Annotated in this window: 26 protein-coding genes; 15 read left to right on the top strand and 11 right to left on the bottom strand. The window is 51.5% G+C overall.

Annotation, left to right across the window (positions count from 1 at the left end):
- Positions 1–172 precede the first annotated feature (172 nt).
- Together LSE01S_RS00695 and LSE01S_RS00690 are read left to right on the top strand one after the other, a co-directional pair.
- Positions 173–658, top strand: coding sequence for a glutathione peroxidase (locus tag LSE01S_RS00695; protein ID WP_061775702.1), 486 nt, complete (start codon positions 173–175; stop codon positions 656–658).
- A 90-nt stretch (positions 659–748) separates the two neighbouring features.
- Positions 749–1,222, top strand: a complete 474-nt coding sequence (locus LSE01S_RS00690; RefSeq protein ID WP_061775701.1) for a glutathione peroxidase — start codon at positions 749–751, stop codon at positions 1,220–1,222.
- Positions 1,223–2,127: 905 nt separating this feature from the next.
- Here LSE01S_RS00690 and LSE01S_RS00685 read toward each other — a convergent pair.
- The 5 genes from LSE01S_RS00685 to LSE01S_RS00665 form a co-directional block, all read right to left on the bottom strand.
- Positions 2,128–4,056, bottom strand: coding sequence for a copper-translocating P-type ATPase (locus LSE01S_RS00685; RefSeq protein WP_061775700.1), 1,929 nt, complete (start codon positions 4,054–4,056; stop codon positions 2,128–2,130).
- Positions 4,053–4,325 carry a cupredoxin domain-containing protein gene (locus LSE01S_RS00680; RefSeq protein ID WP_061775699.1) on the bottom strand — a complete coding sequence of 91 codons (273 nt, stop codon included), beginning with the start codon at positions 4,323–4,325 and terminating at the stop codon, positions 4,053–4,055. Before LSE01S_RS00680 ends, LSE01S_RS00685 begins: the two co-directional genes overlap by 4 nt.
- 23 nt (positions 4,326–4,348) lie before the next feature.
- On the bottom strand, positions 4,349–4,720 hold the full coding sequence (locus LSE01S_RS00675) for a cupredoxin domain-containing protein (RefSeq protein WP_061775698.1): 372 nt from the start codon (positions 4,718–4,720) through the stop codon (positions 4,349–4,351).
- Between the two features lie 153 nt (positions 4,721–4,873).
- Complete coding sequence (locus tag LSE01S_RS00670) at positions 4,874–5,287, bottom strand: SRPBCC family protein (RefSeq protein ID WP_061775697.1); 414 nt, start codon at positions 5,285–5,287, stop codon at positions 4,874–4,876.
- Between the two features lie 64 nt (positions 5,288–5,351).
- Complete coding sequence (locus LSE01S_RS00665; RefSeq protein WP_061775696.1) at positions 5,352–6,185, bottom strand: helix-turn-helix transcriptional regulator; 834 nt, start codon at positions 6,183–6,185, stop codon at positions 5,352–5,354.
- A 148-nt stretch (positions 6,186–6,333) separates the two neighbouring features.
- Between LSE01S_RS00665 and LSE01S_RS00660 the strand changes: the two genes are divergently transcribed.
- The gene (locus LSE01S_RS00660; protein ID WP_061775695.1) at positions 6,334–6,624 is read left to right on the top strand and encodes an LlsX family protein; all 291 of its coding nucleotides are present in this window, start codon (positions 6,334–6,336) and stop codon (positions 6,622–6,624) included.
- Between the two features lie 25 nt (positions 6,625–6,649).
- Here LSE01S_RS00660 and LSE01S_RS00655 read toward each other — a convergent pair whose 3' ends face one another.
- Positions 6,650–7,624 (bottom strand): serine hydrolase, encoded by a 975-nt coding sequence (locus tag LSE01S_RS00655; RefSeq protein WP_061775694.1) that lies wholly within the window; start codon positions 7,622–7,624, stop codon positions 6,650–6,652.
- A 210-nt stretch (positions 7,625–7,834) separates the two neighbouring features.
- Here LSE01S_RS00655 and LSE01S_RS00650 point away from each other — a divergent pair, with 210 nt between their 5' ends.
- The 3 genes from LSE01S_RS00650 to LSE01S_RS00640 are packed head-to-tail and all read left to right on the top strand — an operon-like array spanning position 7,835 to position 9,678.
- A complete protein-coding gene (locus tag LSE01S_RS00650; RefSeq protein ID WP_061775693.1) occupies positions 7,835–8,209 on the top strand; it encodes a GntR family transcriptional regulator in 375 nt (124 codons plus the stop codon).
- Positions 8,202–8,912: an ATP-binding cassette domain-containing protein gene (locus LSE01S_RS00645; protein ID WP_061775692.1), complete on the top strand. Its 711-nt coding sequence runs from the start codon at positions 8,202–8,204 to the stop codon at positions 8,910–8,912. The genes LSE01S_RS00650 and LSE01S_RS00645 overlap by 8 nt, the downstream gene beginning before the upstream one ends.
- The gene (locus tag LSE01S_RS00640; protein WP_061775691.1) at positions 8,905–9,678 is read left to right on the top strand and encodes a hypothetical protein; all 774 of its coding nucleotides are present in this window, start codon (positions 8,905–8,907) and stop codon (positions 9,676–9,678) included. The genes LSE01S_RS00645 and LSE01S_RS00640 overlap by 8 nt, the downstream gene beginning before the upstream one ends.
- Positions 9,679–9,803: 125 nt before the next feature.
- Here the strand turns inward: LSE01S_RS00640 and LSE01S_RS00635 are convergent, their stop codons facing one another.
- Positions 9,804–10,328 carry a GNAT family N-acetyltransferase gene (locus tag LSE01S_RS00635; protein ID WP_061775690.1) on the bottom strand — a complete coding sequence of 175 codons (525 nt, stop codon included), beginning with the start codon at positions 10,326–10,328 and terminating at the stop codon, positions 9,804–9,806.
- Between the two features lie 29 nt (positions 10,329–10,357).
- Positions 10,358–11,071 carry a sulfite exporter TauE/SafE family protein gene (locus tag LSE01S_RS00630; protein WP_082622295.1) on the bottom strand — a complete coding sequence of 238 codons (714 nt, stop codon included), beginning with the start codon at positions 11,069–11,071 and terminating at the stop codon, positions 10,358–10,360.
- A 201-nt stretch (positions 11,072–11,272) separates the two neighbouring features.
- Here LSE01S_RS00630 and LSE01S_RS00625 point away from each other — a divergent pair, with 201 nt between their 5' ends.
- From LSE01S_RS00625 to LSE01S_RS00590, 8 genes are all read left to right on the top strand, one after another.
- Positions 11,273–12,055, top strand: a complete 783-nt coding sequence (locus tag LSE01S_RS00625) for a tyrosine-protein phosphatase (RefSeq protein WP_061775688.1) — start codon at positions 11,273–11,275, stop codon at positions 12,053–12,055.
- 341 nt (positions 12,056–12,396) lie between these two features.
- Positions 12,397–13,593, top strand: coding sequence for an NAD(P) transhydrogenase subunit alpha (locus tag LSE01S_RS00620; RefSeq protein WP_061775687.1), 1,197 nt, complete (start codon positions 12,397–12,399; stop codon positions 13,591–13,593).
- 3 nt (positions 13,594–13,596) lie between these two features.
- The gene (locus LSE01S_RS00615; RefSeq protein ID WP_061775686.1) at positions 13,597–13,911 is read left to right on the top strand and encodes an NAD(P) transhydrogenase subunit alpha part 2; all 315 of its coding nucleotides are present in this window, start codon (positions 13,597–13,599) and stop codon (positions 13,909–13,911) included.
- Complete coding sequence (locus LSE01S_RS00610; RefSeq protein ID WP_061775685.1) at positions 13,908–15,326, top strand: NAD(P)(+) transhydrogenase (Re/Si-specific) subunit beta; 1,419 nt, start codon at positions 13,908–13,910, stop codon at positions 15,324–15,326. Before LSE01S_RS00615 ends, LSE01S_RS00610 begins: the two co-directional genes overlap by 4 nt.
- Positions 15,327–15,603: 277 nt before the next feature.
- Positions 15,604–15,957 carry a VOC family protein gene (locus LSE01S_RS00605; protein ID WP_061775729.1) on the top strand — a complete coding sequence of 118 codons (354 nt, stop codon included), beginning with the start codon at positions 15,604–15,606 and terminating at the stop codon, positions 15,955–15,957.
- Between the two features lie 110 nt (positions 15,958–16,067).
- Positions 16,068–16,958: a hypothetical protein gene (locus tag LSE01S_RS00600; protein WP_061775684.1), complete on the top strand. Its 891-nt coding sequence runs from the start codon at positions 16,068–16,070 to the stop codon at positions 16,956–16,958.
- Between the two features lie 177 nt (positions 16,959–17,135).
- Positions 17,136–17,648, top strand: coding sequence for a MarR family winged helix-turn-helix transcriptional regulator (locus LSE01S_RS00595; protein ID WP_061775683.1), 513 nt, complete (start codon positions 17,136–17,138; stop codon positions 17,646–17,648).
- A gap of 26 nt (positions 17,649–17,674) precedes the next feature.
- The gene (locus LSE01S_RS00590; RefSeq protein ID WP_061775682.1) at positions 17,675–19,441 is read left to right on the top strand and encodes an ABC transporter ATP-binding protein; all 1,767 of its coding nucleotides are present in this window, start codon (positions 17,675–17,677) and stop codon (positions 19,439–19,441) included.
- Positions 19,442–20,091: 650 nt separating this feature from the next.
- On the opposite strand, the gene LSE01S_RS00585 is transcribed toward LSE01S_RS00590, so the two are convergent.
- Together LSE01S_RS00585 and LSE01S_RS00580 are read right to left on the bottom strand one after the other, a co-directional pair.
- Positions 20,092–20,646: a hypothetical protein gene (locus LSE01S_RS00585; RefSeq protein WP_061775681.1), complete on the bottom strand. Its 555-nt coding sequence runs from the start codon at positions 20,644–20,646 to the stop codon at positions 20,092–20,094.
- A gap of 243 nt (positions 20,647–20,889) precedes the next feature.
- Complete coding sequence (locus LSE01S_RS00580; RefSeq protein WP_061775680.1) at positions 20,890–22,614, bottom strand: phosphatase PAP2 family protein; 1,725 nt, start codon at positions 22,612–22,614, stop codon at positions 20,890–20,892.
- 369 nt (positions 22,615–22,983) lie between these two features.
- Between LSE01S_RS00580 and LSE01S_RS00575 the strand changes: the two genes are divergently transcribed.
- Complete coding sequence (locus LSE01S_RS00575) at positions 22,984–23,634, top strand: MIP/aquaporin family protein (protein WP_061775679.1); 651 nt, start codon at positions 22,984–22,986, stop codon at positions 23,632–23,634.
- 60 nt (positions 23,635–23,694) lie between these two features.
- Here LSE01S_RS00575 and LSE01S_RS00570 read toward each other — a convergent pair whose 3' ends face one another.
- Positions 23,695–24,039: an iron chaperone gene (locus LSE01S_RS00570; protein WP_061775678.1), complete on the bottom strand. Its 345-nt coding sequence runs from the start codon at positions 24,037–24,039 to the stop codon at positions 23,695–23,697.
- Positions 24,040–24,051: the final 12 nt, after the last annotated feature.

The following is a 24,051-nucleotide window of genomic DNA, read 5'->3' as shown; positions in this document are numbered from 1 at the left end:
ATGTCGATCTAAATAGTCAGCAGCATACCACGCCGTACCAGAAGGTCCGGGGTGGTATTTTAACTAGTATGGCTCATTTTTTTAGGGTTCCGACGAGACATTTCTTAATTGCAGGTGTACAGTATAATTGTGCACAACTAAAAGCGATGGGTTCCAGAAGGGCGGTTTCACAATGGCAAGAATTTATGATTTTCAAGAAACTGAAATGAATGGTCACGCAATTGATTTCAATGATTACCGCGGCAAAGTGGTTTTGATTGTAAACACCGCCAGTAAGTGTGGCCTAGCACCACAGCTCGAAGGTTTAGAGGATCTCTATCAACGTTTCCATGCGGCGGGTTTAGAGGTGATCGGATTGCCTTCGAACCAATTTCGACAGGAGCTGGGTTCCGATAAAGAAATCAGTGAGTACTGCCAACTTCATTATGGGGTGACATTTCCAATGACAAAACCAATTCGGGTGAATGGTGCCGAAGAGGATGAGTTGTTCACGTACTTGAAGAAGACTGCCGGTCACGGCCGGATTAAGTGGAACTTCACCAAGTTCTTGATTGGTCGTGACGGCAACCTGATTGATCGGTTTGCACCGGTGACGAAGCCGGAGAAACTGGTTAAGGTGATCGAGGCCGCCCTGCGTTCTGAAACTGAGCCGGATTAGCGGCTTAATTTTAATAGTTGGTGTACAATTGTTTTTAGGGTAACTTATCGCACTATCACAGATGAGCTGATTGGAAAGGATGATTTAATCGTGACGACTGTTTATGATTTTTCTGAAACCGAAATGGGTGGCAAAACCATCGACCTGAAGGACTACGAAGGTAAGGTAGTCTTAATTGTTAATACCGCCAGTAAGTGTGGGTTCACACCACAATTCAAGGGCTTGGAATCACTGTACAAGAAGTATCATGACCAAGGCCTCGAAGTACTGGGGTTGCCATCTAACCAATTCAAGCAAGAATTAGATTCTGACGAAGCCGCTAGTGAATTTTGCCAAATGCATTATGGGGTAACTTTCCCAATTACGACGCGGGTTGCCGTTAACGGTGACGACGAAGACGCGCTCTTCACCTACCTGAAGGACGCTTCTGGTGAAGGCGACATCGAATGGAACTTCACCAAGTTCTTAGTTGGTCGCGATGGCCAATTGGTCAGCCGGTTCACGCCTGACACCGAACCCGAAAGTTTCGAAGCCGACATCGTGAAGGCTTTGGACGCTAAATAATCGCTTAACTTAACTAGCCGCTGCTGGAGTAATCCAGCGGCGGCTTTTCTTTTGGTCTTTGAATGACCGCCGTCGGCGGTCCGGGACTGCGTCCTATGGGGCCCCGTCTAAAGCCAAAGAGCGGTCTTTGAACTCGCTTGGAAGCCTCACTAAGACCGTGAGTCTCCCAAGACGGCCCGTGGTGTAAGCTTGGCAAACCCGGCCAACCTAACACCACCGACACAGGACTCCGTCCCGGGCCACCTTTGGCTAGGACCGTCGACAAAGTCAGATTGATCTTCGCGTGACCCTTACCAGCGCTTCCAGGCTGTGTCCTATGGGGCCCGTCCAAAGCCGAGGGTCAGTCTTTGAACTCGCTTGGAAGCCTCGCTAAGACCGTGAGTCTCTCAAGGCGGCCTGTGGAATAGGTTCGGCAAACCCGGCCGACCAACCAACACCACTGTCACAGGACTTCGCCCCGAATCGTCTCCGGCTAAGATAGACGCCCGGTACCGGGAAAACGTTTGGTCCTCGGCGCCAAGGGTTCGGAGCTCGACGATTAATCGGTGTCATTGGTCTGTGGCCCCCCAGGTGAACGGTCTATTTACGAGTGACCGGAGTTGGTTCAAATCGATATTGGCCGTTGTTTGGGAAAGCTTTTGGACGGCGTCTTTAGATTTTGATTTAGGCCTTCGTTCCTGAAGCCAGTGGACATTTCAACGACAAGTTTGAGCCGAAGGCAGGCAGACCAATTTCATTAAAAAGAAAAACCCTCACCAAAAGGCAAGGGTTAAACAATTTAGAAGTGAAGGAAATTTAACAAGAGACTACCGGCCAGGGTGGCAATGCCGACGTAGACGACAGCAATCACACTGGTTTGTAAGGTACTCTTGTTCCAGAATTTTTCATTCATGAGACGATGCCTCCTAAGCAGTCACAGCGGGAGCGGAAGTCAACTTCGTGCGGTTCAACAGTAGTGAGCTGGCCACAACGGAGAGGGAACTGAGCGCCATCCCGAGGCCGGCCAGTTCTGGGCTGAGCGACAGGTCCAGACCGAAGAAGACGCCGGCGGCCACCGGAATGCCCAGGGTATTGTAGATGAAGGCCCAGAATAGGTTGAACTTAATCCGTTTGAAGGTGTGCTTACTGAGTTCAAGGGCCCGAACGACGTCTTGCAGGTCATTTTTGACCAGCACGATTCCACCGGATTCGATGGCAATATCGGTTCCAGACCCCATGGCAATCCCCACGTCGGCTGTGGTTAATGCCGGCGCATCGTTGATACCGTCGCCGACAAAAGCCACGGGACCGGATTCTTGCAAGGCTTTCACGTGGTCGGCCTTGTCACCGGGGAGCACGTCGGCAATGACATCGTCGATGCCAACCTGAGCGGCAATCGCTGCGGCAACCCGGGCGTTGTCACCGGTTAGCATGACGGTTCGTAACCCTTCACGCTTGAGGGCGGCAATTGCACCGGCCGAACTGGCCTTGGGTGCGTCTTGAATGGCAATTAGGCCGATGACCTTACCGGCGAAGCCAACAATGACGACCGTCTTGGCTTCTTGTTGCAAGTGTTCCATGGTGGCTTGTTCTGCGGCGGATAGGGTGTAATCGGTCAGGAGTTTATCGTTACCAATAAAGGCGGCGTGACCATCAACGGTGGCTTGGACACCTTTGCCTTGGATGGCGGCAAAGTTTGTGATCTTTGCGGGCGTTACCACGGTGGTCTTGGCCCGATTCAGGATGGCCGTGGCCAGTGGATGTTCCGAGCTGGCTTCCAGGGCGGCCGCGACCCGGAGTACCTGGGTCGCGTCGCCAACAATGTCGGTCACCTGCGGATGACCTGCGGTGATGGTTCCCGTCTTGTCGAAGACCACCGTCTTAATCGTATTGGCAGCTTCCAAGACCTCACCATTTTTAATCAGGATACCGAGTTTGGCACTGCGACCGGTTCCAACCATGAGGGCGGTAGGTGTCGCAATCCCCAAGGCACAGGGACAGGCGATGATGACGACCGAGACGGCAAACAACATGGAACTAACCAGGCTGGCACCAATCAAGACATCCCACACGAAGAAGGTGGCAATCGCGATGATGAGGACCGCGGGAACGAAGATATCCGCAATCTTGTCGACCGTCCTTTGGATCGGCGCATGACTGGTCTGTGCCTTTTTAACCATTTCGACAATCTGAGCTAACAGCGTGTCATCGCCAACCTTGCTGGCCTTGAACATGAAGGTTCCAGTGCTATTCATGGTGGATCCGATCACGGCGTCGCCAGTCGCTTTGGTGACCGGCATACTTTCACCGGTGACCATGGATTCATCAATCGTGGATTGGCCCTCGGTAATGACCCCATCGACCGCAATCTTTTGTCCCGGTTTCACCTGAATAATATCGCCGACGGCTACATCACTGAGGGGAATACTGACCAACCGGCCGTCTCGCAGAACGGTCGCATCCTTGGCCTGTAAATCCATCAGTTTTTCCACGGCGCCAGACGCCGAATGCCTCATCCGGTCTTCGAAGACTTGGCCTAACAGGATGAACGTGACCACGAAGGCGGCGCTTTCGAAGAAGACCGCTTGGTGGGTTAACATCGCGTAGATACTGTAAAAGTAGGCCGTAGCAGTCCCGATGGCGACTAGGGTGTCCATGTTGGCGTGATGATGCTTGAAGGCCGCCCAAGCACTCTGGATGAACGGACCGTCGGAGACGAGCATGACGGCCGTGGCTAACAGGAACATGGTCCATTCGTGGCCGGGTAACATGAAACCAAAGGGCTTCAGGAACATTTCAATCAGCATGGGTAGAGAAACGATTAATGAGAAGACGAAGCGATTTTTGATGCTCATGGTTCAATCACCACCGTCCCGCGGAACATGTCCATCCCGCAACTAAAGGTGAAGTCGCCAGCACTTGAGGTGTCGATGGCAAAAGTCTGAGGGTCGTTTAGGGGTAAGTCGTGGGTGTCGGAGCTGTTGGGCAAGATGACTTGGTCCAAACAACCGGCATTGCTGACCCGGTTGAAAGTTAATTCTGCGGGCGTGCCTTGTTTAAAGGTAATCGTGTTGGGTTGGTAGCCACCGTCTACGGTGACCTGAGCAGTTTGTTTGTTTGTCATAATAAAGACCTCCATGATGTGAGTTATTTAACGATGACCTTACCGTGAAACATATTCATCCCGCAGGCGTAGTCGTATTCGCCGGGCTTGGATGTGTCGATGGTCACGCTGTGTTTTTCATTTTTAGGCAGGAAGTCGTTGATGCCGAAATCCTCAAAAACCACTTGTTCCAAACAGCTTGAGGCATCCTTACGATTGAAATTAATTTGAGCAGGGATCCCCTGTTTTAAAACGACGGTGCTGGGGCTGTACCCCCCGCTGACCTCGACGTCGACCGATTGCTGGTCCGCAGCTTGGTTGGCCGCCACTTCCTTGACGGCGTGCTTGCCGAAGAACCACCAGCTGATGAAGGCGATCAAGCCAAAGGCCACGACCGTCACAATGAGTTTATCCATGAGTTCGACTCCTTTTTTTAATTGCCAGTTAGCAAAAATGTATGATTACGTTTGTAATCGATAAATCCAATTTACACCGAGCGTTTACATTTGTCAACGATAAAAAACCGCCACGGCCAAATTAATTGGCACGGGCGGTTCTGAAGGTGGAAATTAACTAACGACGCGGTGTTCAATGAGTCGCCGTAGCTGGTTGAGGTTGGCGGCGAAGGCCTGTTTAGCAATTGGGGCCAGTAGTTTGAGCGGTAAATGTGATCCATCGGCTGTCCAAAGTTCTTCTTCGATCAGCGTTTGGTCGGTCACGCTGGTCAGGTGAAAGCGCAGCTGGTAGACTAGCCGCCCGCCGGTGCTGTCATAGATGACCTGATTGGGAGTGGTCGTGATGGTTAGCAATTCATGTTGATTGAGTGCGGCCGTCGTCCGGTCGATACGAAACTGATGGCCGTTCCCAGCGACACTGCTGATGGCCGGATTCCAAGTCAGCAGTTGTTGGGCGTCAGCCAGAATGGCGTGTACGGTGGCACGGTCAGCGGTGATCAGGACTTGATTCGTAAAGAGTTTATTCATGAATGGGACCTCCTCTAGTTGATGGCCCCAGTGTACATAATTTGCCGATTCGTTAAAAATCAGCTTACTGATATTTGGTAAAGTCGTCGAAAATTTTCTCATGGAAGAGGGTCGTCAGCATGGTCGCAAACTGATTGGCTTCATCGGCCTGGTTTTGGTGGTCACTTTTGGCCGAGATGACGGCCAACAGGTGGTAGCTATTCGCCAGCATGTAATGTGAATCGTGAGCGGTGATGAAACGGAGGCCATCCTGTAGCCTGACGGTGGCCGCTACGGGCCGGCCCAACTGGTAATCGGCGAGCGCGGCTAGGTAAAATAGTATGTTCAGATCCGCTTCGTAAGGTGCCTGGTCGATATCGGCCAGGGCCGTGGTGAACGCCGTCGTTGCCACCGTTGGTTTACCGGCTGTGGCGGCGGTCAGACCATTGGCCGCGTGAATCAGTCGGGTGAGTGTGGTCGCGGGTCCGGCGGTGCTGTTCAAGGCCAAATCAAAGTCCTGCTGGGCAGCGTCAAGGTTGTGCTTGAGTTGATACTCGGTGATGCCGAGGTAGTAATAGTAGGCTTGAGTTTGGCGATCGGTCGTGATCGCTGCCAAGACCGGTGCCGAGAGAAGGTAATCGTTGAGGGTTTGATAGGCGTGCCGATTACACAAGCGGTCGAGCTCTTGATTAATGGCGACCTGGTTGCTGATATCAAAATTATCGGCGAGGCTGATGGCGGTGAGACTGATCTTTAACCGTTGACAGAGCTGAATTAGAATCTCCGAATTGGGGATGTAGCGGCCGTTCTCGATGGCCGACAACATGGATTGAGCACAGATGCCTTCGGCGGTGGCGGCCTGGGTTAATTGTGCATCGTGCCGCGCTCGTCGCAAGGTGAGTCCCAGTGAGTGGGTCATGAACGTTCTCCTAACTTGAACAAATTTAGTCTCAGTATACTGAAGTTACGGGGAAAGTGTTTGTAAGGTTATGCCGCCAATTGAAGGTTGGGAATAGGTCTTAAAAAATTCACTCGGTACAATTGGGTCAAGTTAGGGAGGCGATACAATGAAACCAGCACGGGTGCGTATACCGTTAGAGGTTGGCGGGAGCCTGGTGGGGTCAGCCCTGATCATCGGCATCATTATTGCCTTTGCCACCTTTTGGACGCAGGCGGCCGGTCGCGTTCGGCTCAGGGTGGCGCTGCTAGGATTGGTGGTGGTTAAGCTGACGCGGGTGGCTGGTCGGTGGATTAGCGTGACCAACAGCCGGGATATGGGGTTCGTCTGGCTCTTGGGCGCCCTGTTGATATTTGGTCTGTGGGAGGCCCACTGGCGGCTCCGTCGGGGCGATCAGTAAAAAAGCGACGGCCGTTTGGCCGTCGCTAGTTGTTATTTAAGTCCTGGATGATCTGGGGATTATAGACCATTTTCTGAACGTGTTGCGTAATCTGAGCGATGTGTTTGAAGCCCGTCTCGCCGTCAGGTTGCGGTCCGTGGGTCGTCACAACCAGAATATACTGTTCGCCATTGGGTAGGGTGACGATGCCGGCATCATTATTGGTATCACCGAGGAAGCCCACCTTGTCGGCTACCCGGGTGCCGGGCTTTGCGGCCTGCGCGCCGGCGGGGATGCCGTGCCGATAAACTTGCTTATGCATGAGGCCCAACAACCATTGCCGATCGGCGGCGTGGTTGAAGGGCTTTTTTTGTTGGGCCAAGTGACGGAGAATCAGCGTCAGACTGGCTGTCGTGGTTCGTGCCGTTTCTCCCGCGATGAACATGGGGGTGAAGGCCTGCTGTTGATGGGCAAATTGGTTCAAGCCCGCCAGACCATTGGTGTCCATGAAGTCCTCGGCAAAGTCATTTTCGCTGTAGACGATCATCCGGGTCAGGCCCTCACGATTGGCCGCGGTCCAAGGATACCGCCCCTGATGATGCAGAGAGAATAAGTACCCGGCGACGAAGAGCTTGTAGGTGCTGGCGGAATCAATGGGGGTGTGCGCATTGGCCGCAGCGGTCAGCCGACCGGTCTGGTAAAGCTGGGCTGTGGTGGTATTCTTGGCGGCCACACTGTGGGGCTTGGCGCCCAGGCTGTAGAAGCTCACGCCGGTCGTACCGTCGGTGGTGACGGTCTCGAAGTAGCGTTGCAGCTGGTTCTCGAGTCGATCCTGACGCCGTGCAATCGCCTGGGGTGTCGGACCACTAGGCCCCTGGTCGGCGGATTGGGTGGGTTGACCTTGGTGGGCTTGACCGACCAGGATCCCGACAAAGCCGAGGACCACCATGGCGCTGATGATCATCAGTCCCCAGTGGGGCACGGGGCCGCGGTTATGTTTGTTCGTTGGTCGGCGTCGCATTTCGTCCATCATCCATTTCGTTATGTATTTAATGACTTAGTTAACAGCTTGAATTATACGCTTACATTGGCGAGGCCACAATGCTAATCAGGGTGGCGAGAGGGAGGTCCTTTCGTCGATTATAAAATTTATAAGGCGTTGCCCTTGTCAACCGTCAGTTCTGATGTTATAGTGTAATAGTCAAATAGAACACTATGGAGGTGTGACAACGTGCAGTTTGATGATAAGGTGCCAATTTATTACCAAATCAAAAATCAGCTTTATCATGAAATGATTACCGGCGAACTTGAACCAGGGGACAAGCTACCGGCAGTTCGGCAATTAGCCGTTGATATGACGGTCAATGTTAATACGATTCAACGAGCGTTAGGGGAAATGATTACGGAAGGCGTGATTGAATCGCAACGGGGAAAGGGGAACTTTGTCACGATGGATCATGAACGAATTACCCAATTAAAGGAAGCACTCATTACGGAACAATTAGAACGCGTCTATCAACAGCTCCACGCTTTAGACTTGAGCGATGAGGATATCATCGCGAGTCTACAAAACTTTATCAAGCAAAGAGGTGAACAGCATGTCTGATGTTTTAACGATTAAGAATTTGAATTATAAGCGCAACCTGAAGGTGATCCTGCATGACGTCGACCTGACGTTAGCCCAAGGAAAGATTGTCGGTCTGTTAGGGGAAAACGGTGCCGGGAAGACGACCCTGATGCGACTCATCACTGGCAGCGCCAAGGGGAGCGGCCGCATTGCCGTTCGCGATTCAGAAAGAGTCGTCGATCGCAAGCTGCATGTGAGTTTCTCGGAGCAATTGAAGGGGTTTGCCGATGGCACTCGGGTGGATCGGGTCGTGGACTATTACCGGTTGGTCTACCCCGACTTCGATGGCCAACGCTTCGAAGAGTTGGTGACCTTCCTCCAGATCGATACCAGCCTGAAGCTGTCCGCCCTGTCTAAGGGGATGAAGGAAAAGGTGGTTATCGCCTTAACCCTCTCACGCCAAGTGGACCTCTACCTCTTGGACGAACCCTTCAGTGGAATTGACAGCATGAGTCGTAAGCGAATCATTAGCAGTATTATCAAATGGAAGCCGGACGATGCCACGATGGTGATCAGTGACCACTACGTTACCGAAATCGCGCCGATTCTGGATGACGTGGTCATCGTGAAGGACCGGACGGTTGCCATTCACCAAGCCGCCGATGACATTCGTGACGAATATGGAATCGGTATCGAAGCTTACTACGAGAGTTTGTATGAAGGAGGGGTTAAGCATGACTAATCTTTGGTCAGCGATTAAAGCAATGAGCGGGTCACGGTTTCGCCAAATGAATCAGATTCTCCTCATCGACCTGATCGCTATTGTTGTGACGACCCTCTGGTCAGCGGTGACCGGTCACTTTGCCGACCTCACGATCCTGCAGTCCGTGAGTGGCTGGGCGTTCGTGACTATGGCGGTGAGCTTCGTGATGCTGGCGGTTGCCAGTGAGCGCGCCTTCACCAGCGATAGCCTACGATTAATGCCCTTAAGTGATGGCAAATTTTATTTTGCGAACCTCGTCACGTCTTTCGGCCAACTGCTCTATGTCTGGGTCGCTCAGACGATTATGACGGCGATTGGCGTGCTGCTTGGTTGGAGCACCATCAGTCGCGAGCTCCACGGCATTTGGTCCTGGAATGCGGGCCTGCAGACGCCGGGCGACTTATTCCAGACGGGAGCTACCATTCTGGTCTTGGGCTTCATGGTGTGGTTGGTGATTTGGAGCACGATTTCACTCGCCCACTTGGCAACCAATGTGATTACGCGTTTTCTCCCTCAGTTCCGTCAACAGGTGGTGTCCTTCGTGCTTTACGTGGCCATCATTTGGTTAACCATTCGCCTAGTTTCCTTCGTTGGCGGATTGGTCGCGAAGTTTAGTTCGCTGTTAATTGGTCAACAGGACCTGGGACAGCTATGGATTGCCATTTTGAGTTTAGCCATTATTAGCGCCTTAGAAATTGCCGCAAACCTCTTCATGCTAAAGAAGTGGGTTGAAACGGTGCACTAGCAGAATAGCGAAAAGGCTGTGACATTGCTGTCACAGCCTTTTTTGTACGTTGAAGTTACATTAAAAGGCAGCTGGTTCCGCTTAAAACTGATAACCAGCTAACCACCTTTGGTCGCACTCTTTTTTTATGGAAGCGCCAATTCAAAAGCCACCCGTTTGCCGGTTGGCGTGTCATCCACGTAGATGATCCCGCGGTACTCATAGCCAAAGGACTTAATGATGTGTTGCATCCGCAGGTTGATCTCGTGGGTATCGATGCGGAAGTGGCGCACGCCGTCATTGTAGGCGTGTGACAACAGATTGGAGAAGAAAATCTGACTGAGGTGCATGCCGCGGAAGTCGGACGACAGAGCGATCCGGTGAATCGTGGCATAGGGATGGGTCTCGTCTGCCCAGTGGCCAGCCTCAATCACGGCGTAGTTGGGTTCGGCGCCCGTGATTAAGGTGGCGGTGCCGGCGATTTGTCCGTCGACCATCAGAACAAAACAGTGGTGTTGGTCAATATCCGTTCCCATGATTTCCCGGTCGGGATAGCCATCCTGCCATTGAGTACTGCCATCGGCCTTGAGTAATGCCTGGGCCTCCGTGATGATGGCCATGATGCGGTCGAGATCGGCGGGCTGAGCGGCCCGCATGTAAATACTTGCCATGAATGCATCGACTCCTTTAGTTAGTGTGATCAGAAGAATAAGTAGTAGAGGCCACTGAGGCCAATGAAGAGATAGATGCCACGTTTCATGTGGTTAATATCCAAATGATTCAGTAGGTGAGCCGCGATAATCGTTCCGGTGGTGGCGCCAACCATCCCCAGTAGAATCAGGGGAACGTTGCTGGCAACCAGCACCCCGGTGGCGACCCGGACGCTGGTGACGTAGATGGTATCGAACAGGAAGAACGTTTCGATACTGGCCAGGTATTCATCGGTTGAGTCAGACAGTGATAGAAAGTACAACGCCATCAAGGGACCACCGATACCGAACAGACCATTGAAGAAGCCCGAAATGAGCATGAAACCAATGGCAACGGGCCAAGGATACTTGCGGTCACCGGCACTTTTACTCCAGAGAAAGTAGATGGCCAGACAAACCAGGAGTATTCCCAGCATGAGTCGGAGCCGGTGGACGTCCCAGACGCGGGTGAGGTGAATTGACCAGGTGGCTACACTGGCGTAAAGGATAAACGGCAGGATGATGCGACGGAGGTGAATGGCATGCCGATACCGGTAGACCAAGGTGATGACGCTGGCCGCCATGACGAGCGTCGCTACGCCGGCCCCCTGGCCAATTGGCAGGATCGCTGGTAGGAAAATCATCATGATAATGGCGGAACCGAAGCCCGTCAATCCCTGAATGAGTCCGGCCAAAAGTGCTGGTAGAAAGACCAACCATAACATGGCCATGCCGTGTCGCCTCCTTTACCTAATTAAAATTATTTTGGCGGTTTTTCTCGGACTTGTCAAACGCTTATTGTGGGGCCTGCGGCACCTTTTGATAAATAAATGAGTATGGTCTATACCGAAACGTTACAACTTCTCACCATTAACTTTACATGGTTTTGGTAATCTAGGGTTAATCAGAAAGGGGATTGATTAGTAATGCGATTTCGGACAGTTTTAGCAGGCATGAGTTGTGCCTTAACATTGATGGGAGCTGCGGTAGTTCCCGTTCAGGCGGCAACGTCAAATGCTCAACTACAACCGGCCATTTCACAAAAAGTTACCCGACCAATTAAATTGCAGGGTGCAGAAAATATGCGGGATTTAGGTGGATACAAGACCAAGTCCGGCCAACGCGTCAAGCTGGGCCGTTTGCTACGGAGCGACTCGTTGGAAAAGCTGACCACGTATGATACATTCCGGTTGACCGACCAATACCACCTGACGGAGATCGTCGACTTACGGACGACCGACCAGATTGCTAAGAAGCCCGATCCAGTCTTGGATGGCGTAAAATACATGCAGGCCTCTGTCTTGGGCAGTAAGTCCAACTATGACAACGATGACGAAGGAATGTACGTCGACATGGCGACGAAGGGCGCTGCCCGTCGGAGTTACCGCAATCTATTAGTTCAGATGGCGGAAAACAAAAAGGGTGCCCTGTTATTCCATTGTTCTCATGGGATGGACCGAACGGGAACGGCAGCCGCCATTCTCTACTCGATCCTGGGGGTTAGCAAGAAGGATATTCAACGTGATTACTTATTGTCCAACACGCAATTAAACGTGACCTGGGCCAAGCCAGAACTGCTGAACCTGTTCTACAAGAAGGTTAACAAGCAGTATGGCTCCATGGACAAGTACGTTAAGAAGGGCTTGAAGATTAAGCCAAGCCAATTAAAGGCTATCCGGACCAACTACTTAACAAAAGCCCATAAATAAATCGACTTTAATTCTAAGGACGTGACGGTGGTCACGTCCTTTTTTGGCGACGTAAAATTTGGGGCATTTGCATGGAAACCCCCATGGTTTACACGGGCAAGCCAAGTCGAATAGTTTGTGAATTGACTTTCAGAAAAATCATCCTAAAAGCGAACCATCGATTATGTAAATAGTGCGAGAGTGACCATAAATAACGCCTGGTAAATCGCCAATTAGACTGAAATATCAGTGTTTCTTAGGATTGAAATCCTCATGAAAAACTTCCGGGGGATCATTGTGTTACGGGGCTAAATGTCTTATAGTGAATATGTGAATACTTTATCAAAAGGGGGAAGTTTTGAATGCCAATTACGATATCGGTTTTAAAAGAAAGACCCAATGAAAATCGGGTGGCATTATCACCGACCGTTGTGAGCAAGTTGGTCAAAAGTGACTACCAGGTGCTGATTGAACAGGGTGCTGGGAGCCGCGCTTTCTATCGTGATGAAGCCTATACCGATGCCGGGGCCAAGGTCGTGGACCGTGAGACAGCCGTCAAGGATGCCACGATTATCGCGACGATTGACCAGCCGGATGATGCCGTGATTGATCAAATGCAGGCGGGCCAAGCTTTATTAGGACTTTTGGCACCGCTTACAGATTTAGATTTCGTGAAGAAACTCGCCGCCAAGAAGATTACGGCGCTAGCCTTTGAATTGTTGCCACGGACCGTTTCGCGGGCTCAAACAATGGATGTCTTGAGCTCACAAGCCAGTGTGGCCGGGTACAAGGCCGCCTTATTAGCCGCCGACAGTTTTGCCCGTTACTTCCCAATGATGATTACCGCCGCCGGGACTGCTAAACCAGCGAAGGTTTTGGTCCTAGGAACCGGGGTGGCCGGTCTGCAAGCCATTGGGACTGCCAAACGGTTAGGGGCCATGGTCTCCGGGTATGATATCCGACCAGCCTCACGGGGCGAAGTTGAATCATTGGGGGCCACCTTTTTGACGACCTCCGTTTCGGCCACCGGTGAGGGGGGTTATGCCCGGCAACTGACTAAGGAAGAAACCGAACAACAACAAGCCGAACTGGCCAGTTTTATTGCCCAAAACAACGTTATCATTACGACGGCGCAAGTTCCCGGGCGGCGGCCACCACTATTGGTTACCCAAAAGTCGGTTGATGAGGCTAAGCCGGGCACATTATTTATCGACCTGGCCGCTAGTGACCTAGGTGGTAACGTGGCTGGGTCCCAGCCGGGAACTACCGTCACGACCGACAGCGATGCCCAAATCGTGGGTGCCGGGGACATGGCCAGTCAATTACCAGCCTCGGCTTCCGACATGTATGCGAAGAACGTCCAAGCGGTCATCACTGATTTGACGACCGACGGCGCCTTGGTCTTTGATGTTGACGATGAAGTGGTGGGCGATCTCTTGGTCACCACCGATGGAGAAATCATTAGCAATCGGCTCCGCTCTGCCATGGATTTGCCAGAGCGCAAACCGGCAGTGGCTGACACACCGGATGAAGCGGCCGATGACAAAGGAGCTGAATAAGTCATGAGTGAAGAATTATTCTCGAATCTCGCCATCTTTGTTTTAAGTTTATTAGTGGGTTTTGAAGTTATGAGTAAGATTCCCGCAACCTTACAAACACCAATGATGTCTGGGGCTAACGCCATTCACGGGGTCGTTGTTGTAGGGGCCTTCGTGATTGCGGCGGAAGCCAACAACTGGCTATTCTATTGCCTCGCCTTCTTCGGTGCCTTCTTCGCGGCGGTCAACGTTGCCGGTGGTTACACGGTGACGGACCGGATGCTGGGTATGTTTGACCGGAAACCAGCGGCTAAAGCAAAGGAGGATGATCACAAATGAGTGCCTTACAAACAGTCTCATCCCTCATTTACCTGGTCTCCGCGGTTTGCTACGTCTTAGGTGTTCACCTGATGCGTTCGCCAAAGACCGCTCGTAAAGGGAATGGTTTGTCAGCTGTCGGGATGTTCCTGGCGGTTATTACAATTATTGTTAATGTCATTATTGAAAAGCGGATCACGCCAACCGGCTGGATCGTCTTGATCTTAGGCCTGGCCTTTGGGATCGGCTACGGGGTCATCAAGGCCCGCAAGGTTCCCATGACCGACGTACCACAACTGGTTAGCTTGTTCAACGCCGTTGGTGGTGGGGCGGCTGCCGTCATCGGGATCTTCGATTACTTGTTGAAGGGTGACGGTGCTAGCCTGAACCTGGCCTTCTCACTCCCAGTTTGGTTGGACGTGATTATCGGGGGAATTACCTTCTCCGGGTCACTGATTGCCACGGGTAAGTTGTCCGGCCACGTTCCCGGTAAGCCAATTACGTTCCCCGGTGCTCGGTTGGTTAACGTTGTGGTCGTCGTCGCCATCCTGGCCTCTGCCTGGCTGATGATGGGCATGGAAACCAACGTTTGGTACGTAGTTTTAGCCTTAGCTATGAGTCTGATCTTTGGTCTATTGATGACACTGCCAATTGGTGGGGCCGACATGCCGGTGGTGGTGTCCTTACTGAACGCCTTTACCGGGTTAGCGGTTGCCTTTGCCGGGTTCGTCATCAACAACCAAGTCTTGATTATTGCCGGGGCCTTAGTTGGGGCGTCCGGGACCATCCTGACCTTGCAAATGGCCGAGGCCATGAATCGGTCGGTTGCCAATATCTTGGCTGGTGGCTTTGGGACTGGTGATAGCGACAGTGGTAGTGCCGCAGCCGATGTACCCGTTGATGTGAAGGAAACTTCCGCCGATGACATTGGACTGCAACTGGCTTACGCCCACAGCGTCATGATTGTTCCTGGGTATGGTTTAGCCGCCGCTCAAGCGCAACATGAAGTGGCCGAACTGGCTAAGTTGCTAGGCGACGCCGGAATTAATGTGAACTACGCCATTCACCCAGTTGCTGGGCGGATGCCGGGGCACATGAACGTGTTGCTGGCCGATGTTAACGTTCCTTATGACCAAATGAAACAATTGGACGATGCTAATCCAATGTTTGAAAGTACCGATGTTTCCTTGGTTATCGGGGCCAATGATGTCACGAACCCATTAGCACGTGAAAGTGGTAATGAGATTTCCGGGATGCCAATCCTGGACGTGGACAAGTCGAAGTCCGTGGTTGTCATTAAGCGGTCAATGAGTACTGGGTATGCCGGCATTCAAAATCCGCTATTCTCAGCCGACAATACGCAAATGTTCTTCTCCGATGCTAAGAAGGGGTTACAAGACATTGTGGCCGCTACGAAGCAATACTTGGATGACTAATTGAGTTGAGATCAAAATAACCGGACGCCACGATTAGGTCGTGACGGTCCGGTTTTAGTTTACAAAAAAAGCCCCCATCAATCCGAGATGGAGGCAACTAGTTGATCCATAGGATACATCTGGAATGTACAGAGCAACTAGGCAGGTGGGAACCTGCATTAACAAGCATACGCGTCTTATCTGAGAATAGCTAGGAAAACTTATAAAATTGATGATGGACGGCTGGCAGGGAAACCGGTATGATCGGGTCATCACAGTTAAAGGGGTGGCTTTTAGGATGCAGAAAACACGGTTGATGCTTTACGTTAATGACGTTGATTTGGTGGCTGACTTCTGGCGGAATAATTTTGCCGCGACCACCGTCGCAACCGATCCGTTACCGGACGGATCGGTTAATATTGTTCTGGCGACACCCTTTGGGGTGGAACTTTCGTTCTTCTCACGGGAATTTATCAAGCAGTATTCACCGGAGGTCCTGGACAACCAGCCATCCGTCATGTTCTTCAGTGAAGACTTCGCGGCGTTGCATGACCGGCTAGCCGGTGCCACCCCGATCGTGGACGACAATGGCCAACCGGCATTTGGCTTTCCCGATCCGGAAGGCCACTACTTTGCGATTGGCAAGGCTTAAAGACTGAACTAATCGGATAATGATTGGTTTGGTGGGTCGATCCGATTGTGATAGTCATGAGCTAGGGGCCATGCTATGCTGATGGCATCACGATTAGGGGGAGACTATCGATGAAAAAGATGATGGCAACACTGGTCACCGTTGGCCTGGCGGCAACCACCTGGGGTAGCGTGAGCGCCAAGGCCTGGACCATCGAACCAACGATGCCGACACCAATCTCAAGTAATGGCTGGTTACACGGCGAGGACAGTCAGCTGGGGGCCTTTCGTAATCAGTATTACCGGCTGAACGCGGCCACTAAGGCGACCGTCTTGACCAGTAAGATCAAGGGTCGGGGGTGGATTAAAAAATCGGTGACCCTGCCAAAGGGAACGGTGATTACCGGTCATCGATCTGGAAACCACGTTATGTCAAATGTTTACGATTACGGTAGCGTCAGTTATGGCCTTAAGCGGGCCGGGTTACCTGCCAAGAATGGGGCCAACGACGGTTATGTGGATTTCAAGATCGCAAAGAAGCGGGTCACGAAGATCGCCCGCCCAGCCTATGCCTTAACCTTTGGGGATAACCAATTCTATCGTGGTGGTGTCAAGGCGATTAAACAGTTACCCACTCGCGGAAGCAGGATGATTAAGGTGACCAGCGATGGTTACTTGGAGGATTATCCCTATGCACCACGGGTGTTCACCGCGACGGACGAGTATCAAGGCGACTACACCTGGCGGATTGATCACGCTGCTAAGCCGAAGACCAGCCTCAAGATCACGAAGGCTACGGTCAAGGGGGCCAATATCCAGTTGTACACCAAGGCCAGGCCGAGTGGCGTGACGAGCCGACGCGTCACCAAGACGGGGCGTTTCCAATATCGGACCACGTTAACCAATCGGCATCGGCCTTACCAGTTCCAGGATAACCGTTATGGTGATGATATGGCCTGTGCCAGTACCTACAGTATTGGCAAAACCGCCTTTTACACGGTGATTGGCGAGGGACATAATTAATTTTGATTGAACGAGCGGCTGCCTTAATGAGTAGCCGCTTTTCTTGTGCTAGAAACGCCGTGTACCCGGGGCTTCATGCGATATCTGAGGATAGATAGTTAGCGTTTAGTTAGTTTTAATTTACAAAAGCTAACTAAAATGCTAAGATAATTTCATTCAATTAAAGGAGGAAGCATGATGTCAGAAAAAAGTCGTGATTTATTAAAGAGTTTTGGTAAGCTGTTGCACAATCGAGGCTTCATGATGGTCGTGGGCCATCAGCCGGGCGGTCACGGTGGCCCGAATGGTGGCCGGGGACAAATGCAATTGGCCCAGCTACTCTATCAGACACCGGATGGTTTAACCAATGCTGAGATTGCCGAGATTTTAGATATTCGGCCAAGCTCCGTGAGTGCCACGATTACCCGGCTGGTCGACGCCGAATTGGCGGAACGTATTCCCAGTGCCACCGATAAGCGGGCCGTGATTGTTCGGTTGACGGACCGTGGTCGGGAATTCTTCGATCAACGCGATAGTCATGTGGACGAGATGGCGGATAAGTTATTTAGCGGATTAACACCGGAAGAACAAGCCCAGTTGGCTAAATTACTGACGAAGCTGAGTCATCAGGTGGACGATTTACAATGGAACGATTTCCGGCGTCCAGGCCATGGGTGGCCACACCGGGGGATGGATCGGCCCCACTGTTAATTTTTTAAAATACCGGAGGCAAAGAGATGGAACACAGAATTGCAGCACCACGGACCGCCAAGCAACGGCCAACGGGCAAATTTGATTTCAAAGGATTTTTAAACCTAATTCGGCAAACGAAGCCGAAATATTGGCAGTTATGGGTGGGCCTGTTCCTGGGGATGCTCGCGACGGGCGCCCAACTGGCCGTGCCGAAGCTGGCCCAGTCCCTGATTAACGGACTGGGGCATGCGCTGAATCGGCCATTGCTAGTGACCGTGATCGGCCTGTTCATTGCCAGCGCCCTGATCAGTGCAGTCTCGGGGGCCTTACTGGGCTTCTTCGGTGAGAACGTCGTTTCCCGGCTCCGTGAAACGCTGTGGCAGAAACTCATTCGCTTACGGGTCAGCTACTTCGACAACGTGAAGACGGGGGAGATGACCTCCCGGTTGGTTAACGATACGATGCAGATTAAAAATCTGTTGGCTAACTCCTTCCCACAGATGGTGACCTCGCTCCTGCAATTAGCCGGGGCGTTGGTTATCATGTTGATCATGGACTGGAAGATGACCATGATTATGTTTGTGGCCATTCCCCTGGTGATGCTGGTGATGTTTCCGATCATGCGGCAGTCCAGTAAGATTGGTCATCGGCGGCAGGACGCCATGGCCGCCTTCAGTGGTGAGACCGATGAAACCCTGAGTGAGATTCGTTTGGTGAAGTCGTCCAACGCCGAGCGCTATGAAATGCAGACGGGGTCTAACCAGATTCAGGATCTCTATCAGATCGGGTTGAAGGAAGCCATCTACGATTCGATTGCTGGCCCAGCCATGACGGCCGCCATGTTAGCGGTATTCGTGGGTGTGCTAGCCTATGCCGCGGTGCGGGTTTCCGCCGGAACGATGTCCATGGGGACTATGTTTTCCTTCCTGATGTATCTCTTCCAAATCATTGGTCCCGCGGGCACGTTGGCGCGGTGCTTTACGGACCTGTCCAAAGCCAACGGGTCGACGGAACGGGTTCGCGATTTACTGCGGGAACCGGAAGAGCAGCTACTTACCGGGCCCACACAGTCCGTTTCCGACCAAACGCTGGCCATGGAACACGTGGACTTTGCCTATGACGACGAGGGCTTAGTGCTGCACGACGTGTCGTTTGAAGCTAAGCCCAATACCGTGGTGGCCTTTGCCGGACCTTCCGGTGGGGGCAAGTCGACCATCTTTGGCCTGCTGGAACGCTACTACCAGCCAACCAAGGGGATGGTGACCATTGGTGGCGAGAACGCCAATGATTTCAATCTGAGTGACTGGCGGTCACAAATCGGCTATGTCAGCCAAGATTCGGCCATTATGGCCGGCACCATTCGGCATAACCTGACCTACGGATCTGCTAAGACCTATACTGACGAGGAGTTGTGGCACGTGTTGCAACTGGCCTCCGCCGAGGACTTTGTCCGTCACATGGCGGACGGCCTCGACACCCAGGTGGGTGAACGCGGGGTCAAGGTCAGTGGTGGACAACGCCAACGGCTGGCGATTGCCCGGGCCTTCCTCCGCGATCCCAAGATTTTGTTGTTGGACGAGGCGACGGCGAGCCTGGATTCCGAGTCAGAAGCCATGGTCCAAGTGGCCCTGGGCGAACTGATGAAGGGCCGGACGACACTGATCATTGCACACCGGTTGAGCACGATCGTCGATGCCGACACGATTTACTTTATCGAGGACGGACACGTCAGTGGGAGCGGGAACCATCAGGAATTGATGGACCGGTTGCCGTTGTACCGCGATTACGTGAAGATTCAATTTAAGAATTAATGATTAAATAAAAATTGGTGTTGATGGGGAAACCATCAGCACCAATTTTTTGTGTTATATAAACAATGTTTCAGTAAATACGCAATGTACTTAGGCCTAATTGCAGATCGGGTCGTGACTCACGGTGTAGCGCAAGAGTTGATCGACCACAGATTAATGTTACATTTTCATTACAATTTTTCGGCTTAGAAACCGAATTCTTTTAAAATGCTGATATGACGCAATTTATCACAATTCGATGTTCCCTCGTGAAACAGGTCCTGCTGATATTAAGTAAAAAGGGGGGACGCCAATATGAATAGGAAGTCATACAGGGAACAGTTGAGACAGACACGACGACGTAGTTCAATTCGAAACTTCGTCAGATCAGTAGTAATTGCTGTCGTTGCTTCATACATAGCCTCACTGATTTAATTCAATAGCCTGAATTTCGTTCACTTCAATTGAGGTGAGTGAAATTCAGGCTATCTTGTTCTGTTTCAGTATCTTTTGTGCTCGTCCTAGTGCATAGCCAAATACTCACTTTGTAGGCACTATAACGCAGCTCACAACTGAACAGCTCATGTATACATTCATATTCCAAATGTTCCAGAAGCGATCGTGTTTTTACTTAGTAGCGACCATGTCGTGATTGGTCTTTTTATAAATATTTATTGAACATCGTCCATATCATCACTGTCTAAACGATGATGGTAAAGGCTTTGGTCGGTCTTGTCAGCGTCGGTATTTAACGCCTGTTCGATGACAGATTGGACTTCCATCATGTCAGCCTTGTTGAAGAATGGCACGGAGATCAGGTAGCCGCTACCACCCTTTTCGATAACGAATTGGGTTAAGATCCCGTTCAAAAATAGGGCAACACCAATTAACAGGGTAATGAAGCCCATTAACGGTGATGAGACGAATGAGGCAAGTCCGGCAAGAATAAAAAGGATCCCCCAGATGAAACGGCTGATCTTGTAAGAAGTGTTCAACTGAACATCGGTAATATTCTTCAAGGGAATGTTTTGCTTGCTGCTACCAGCAGGGATTAAACCGAAGACCGTGTTTTGTTCAACGATGTGAACCGCACGGTAGTCCACGGAAACTTTTTCCTTGATCCAAAATAATAGGGCACTAGCGGAGAATTCCTTATTAATCCATTCGTTAGCGCGTGACTTTTTGACAGTTGTGGCAGTTTCATTATGTAAGTTTACTTCTGGCATATTTTTGTCCTCCAAAGACGTTTAGTAGGAATTAATTATATATTTATTAATTTATGATTGCAATCTTTAGTCTAAATTAATAAATAGTAAACGTTTTCTTATGGCGTGATAGGTCTGAATTTGATACTTAAGAAGCTAAATTGCGAAAACTAGTGATGATGAACTTGAGAATTGGTTTTAAAAAAGCGATCACCTTCTCACTGGAAGATGATCGCCTATCAGGTTTTGATTAGTGGATATTAATTACTTAACGAGTTTAACGGCGTTCTTGGTGTAAACCACGTGCCAACCCTTAGGCAAACCAGAGACGTGGTTGAACTTCCCATGACGGGAACGGAAGGTTAAGACCTTGCTGCCAGACTTAACTTTCCCGGCAGTTAACTTCAACGTGCCAGCTAATTTGGCCGACTTCTTGATGGTCAGATGACCGTTGCGGGCAAGTTTGATTTGGCCGCCCTTGCCGTTTTGGAAGTTACCCTTCACCGTTACGCGTTGGGTCGTCAGTTGTAGGGAACCTTGGTTGACCTTGACGTTACCCTTACCAGCGGCACTGCTGGTAGCTAATTGCAGGGCGCCGCCTTTGACCAATAGGCCGCCAGCGAAGTTGTTGTGACCACTCAGGGTCAGGCTACCAGTCCCGGTCTTAGTCAGACGACCACGACCGGCAATGTCATTGCGCCAGTTGTCTTGCGCGTTGAAGCTGCCCTTGGACGCATCCATGTCGACGGTAACGTTGTCATTCAAGGCACCGTAACCATTGGCTGCGGAGAAGAGGTCGAGGCGGCCCCAACCTTCAGCATCGTCCATATCGGGGTAGCCGGAAGGCATCCCGGTGGTGAAGAGGACATCGCGACGTTGCGTATCAGTCAGGTAAGGCAACCGGGTTGCCAGTAGGACTTCGGCGCCCTTAGGCACGCGCATGGCTTGGGTGGTATCCCCGGTTTGGTTGAAGCCGTAAGTCATCCGGAAACGGTAAGCGTCCCGGTTGGTCTTGTAGTCGGCGAAGTCGTCGCTCGCGGAACTGTCTTTGGCACCCAAGAGCGCGTCGGAATGGGCGGCCTTGATGGCTTGCTTCATGGTTTCTTGGTTATTGGCATCGTTTAAGGTTGCGGCGGTCATGGCGGTTCCGACCATCCGACCACCCATAACGGCTAATGGTGAGTGTCGGCCGGCCAGAACTCGGTCGTAACCCACTTCGGAAGAACGGGTAATTAATTCCTGGAACCGTTCTGGGAAGACGTAGGCCAAGGTTTCACCGGTTTCGAAGGCAGCCGTGGTATGGCCACTTGGGAAGTCGTAGTCATCGTGACCAGCGGCGGCCATGATTTTTGAAAGGGCCGGTAATGGCTTGACGTCGGTACTCTGACGGTATGGCCGTTCGTATTGCACCACGTGCTTAATTGTCCCGGTCCCAGAGAACTTGGAACGGGAGGTCGTGTTGACCAGCTGAACGACGGGTCCAAGAGCGGAAGTCGTTGAGGCCCAGTTCATCTTGATGTAATGCCGGTGAAGTGGCAGTGGCTGATCGGGCATCGAAGTGTAAGGCGTTTGGGCATCGGCGTTTTTGATGAAGGCGCCAGCGTAAGGTCCAAGCCCGGAGATTAAGTTGTAACGGAGATCCCGGACGTCGGTCAGGTAGGAACGTTCTTCTTCGGCGTGGGTCCGTTGTTGCGTGATCGTTGCGGCTTGGGACACGTTAGAGGCTAACATGTCGGGATCCAGCTTTTGACCGTTGGCCCAGTACTTGGCAAATCCAGACATTTCCCCAATAACCGGGTTGGTTTCGGGGGTCTTGTTCTGACCCACGTTCTGTTGGTATGTATCGATAAAGTAGCCATAAACGCCGGGATGATTTGAGAGGTCATCGGTGCTGGCTTGAGCAGTGGTGGTCACCATGGGGAGCGTGATAGCGGCGAGAGAAATCATGGCCGCAATCTTGCGAGTCCATGTTTGTTGACGAGTTTTCATGAAAATACCTGCCTTTCAAAAGTGAGGTGTCCTTTTCATTTCCGATTACATTCTCATCATAGGTCAGTTCTCGAAGGTTGTCAGTAGGATTAATGAAATCGATACAGCAACCATACAGAACCATTACATTCTAATTGTGTCAAAGCCACCAAAAGGTGAGATTAAATTCATGAAAATCATTGCCAGGGCGGCAATCGGTCGGTGTTTTATGAAAGAGGTTGTGAATGGCTATAAGTCAAGTGTTTTGCTGTTTGGGGGTGTCCCCAGCTGACTAAAGTTTCAGTGAGTAACAGAATCATTTGCATTTCTATTTCTCCAGCCGGTAGTTGGGACTATAATAAAAATTATAGAGAGATTGGAGGTCGTTTTATGCAAAAATATTTGGCAGAATTCATGGGGACCTTTATGTTGGTCTTCCTGGGGACGGGTGCCGTAACGGTTGCGGCCGGTAGCACCCTGACGATTGGGTTAGCGTTTGGTCTAGCCATTACGGTGTCAGCCTATGCCTTTGGTGGCATCTCCGGCGGGCACTTTAACCCAGCCGTGACGACGGCGATGTTGATTAATCGGCGGATCGATGGTCGTGACGCCTTAGGCTACGTGGTTGCTCAAGTCCTTGGGGCGACCGTGGCATCGGCTTGTATCAAGTTGTTCGTCAGTGGCCTGGGCCTGGCAACCAATCAATTGGGGCAAACGGATTTCCCAAAGATTTCAACGGGCCTAGCCTTCTTAGTTGAAGTCCTGGTAACCTTCTTGTTCCTGCTGGTCATTCTCAACGTGACGAGTGACCGTCACGGTAATGGGGACTTTGCCGGCTTGACCATTGGGGTGACCTTAGCCTTTCTGATCATTGTCGCCTTGAACCTCACCGGGGGTTCCCTGAACCCGGCACGGTCATTTGGCCCCGCCATCTTTGCCGGTGGTAGTGCGTTGAAGCATCTCTGGCTTTACATCCTGGCCCCAGAAGTTGGTGCGATTTGTGCCGCTTACGTTGGTCGCTTCATGGGCAGTGAAGATTAATTGTTGTGACAGTAAAAGAACCTCCGATAGCCGTTTTTAACGGTTGTCGGGGGTTCTTTTTTACTGGTTGTTTTGAATTTCTTTTAAGCGAAACTGGACCATAGCTGTGATTAAGTCTTCCGGCAGCGGTTGGTCGTAAGCAAACTGCACGGCGCCCTTACTAGTTGGGTAGGCGGCTAAGTCCGTCCTGAACTGCACAATGGGACTGCTGGTTGGGTAGAAGCCCAGGTGATGCTTGGTGGCCCCGAAGTAGGCTACCGGCTTATCCTGATAGAATGCCGGCATACCGTAGCTCATCTTTTCGGTGGCGTCCGGTAAAGCGGCCTGCAGCAGATGGTACATGGCGGTTAATTGTGCCTGCTGGGCGGCGGGTGCTTGAGCGATGTAGCCAGGAATTGGTGACATTTGGGGGTCTCC

Origin of the sequence: Levilactobacillus senmaizukei DSM 21775 = NBRC 103853, from assembly GCF_001592085.1 — a bacterium.
GTDB lineage: Bacteria > Bacillota > Bacilli > Lactobacillales > Lactobacillaceae > Levilactobacillus > Levilactobacillus senmaizukei.
The sequence above is the reverse complement of the archived record's forward strand: the minus strand, read 5'-3'. Positions and strand labels throughout refer to the sequence as shown.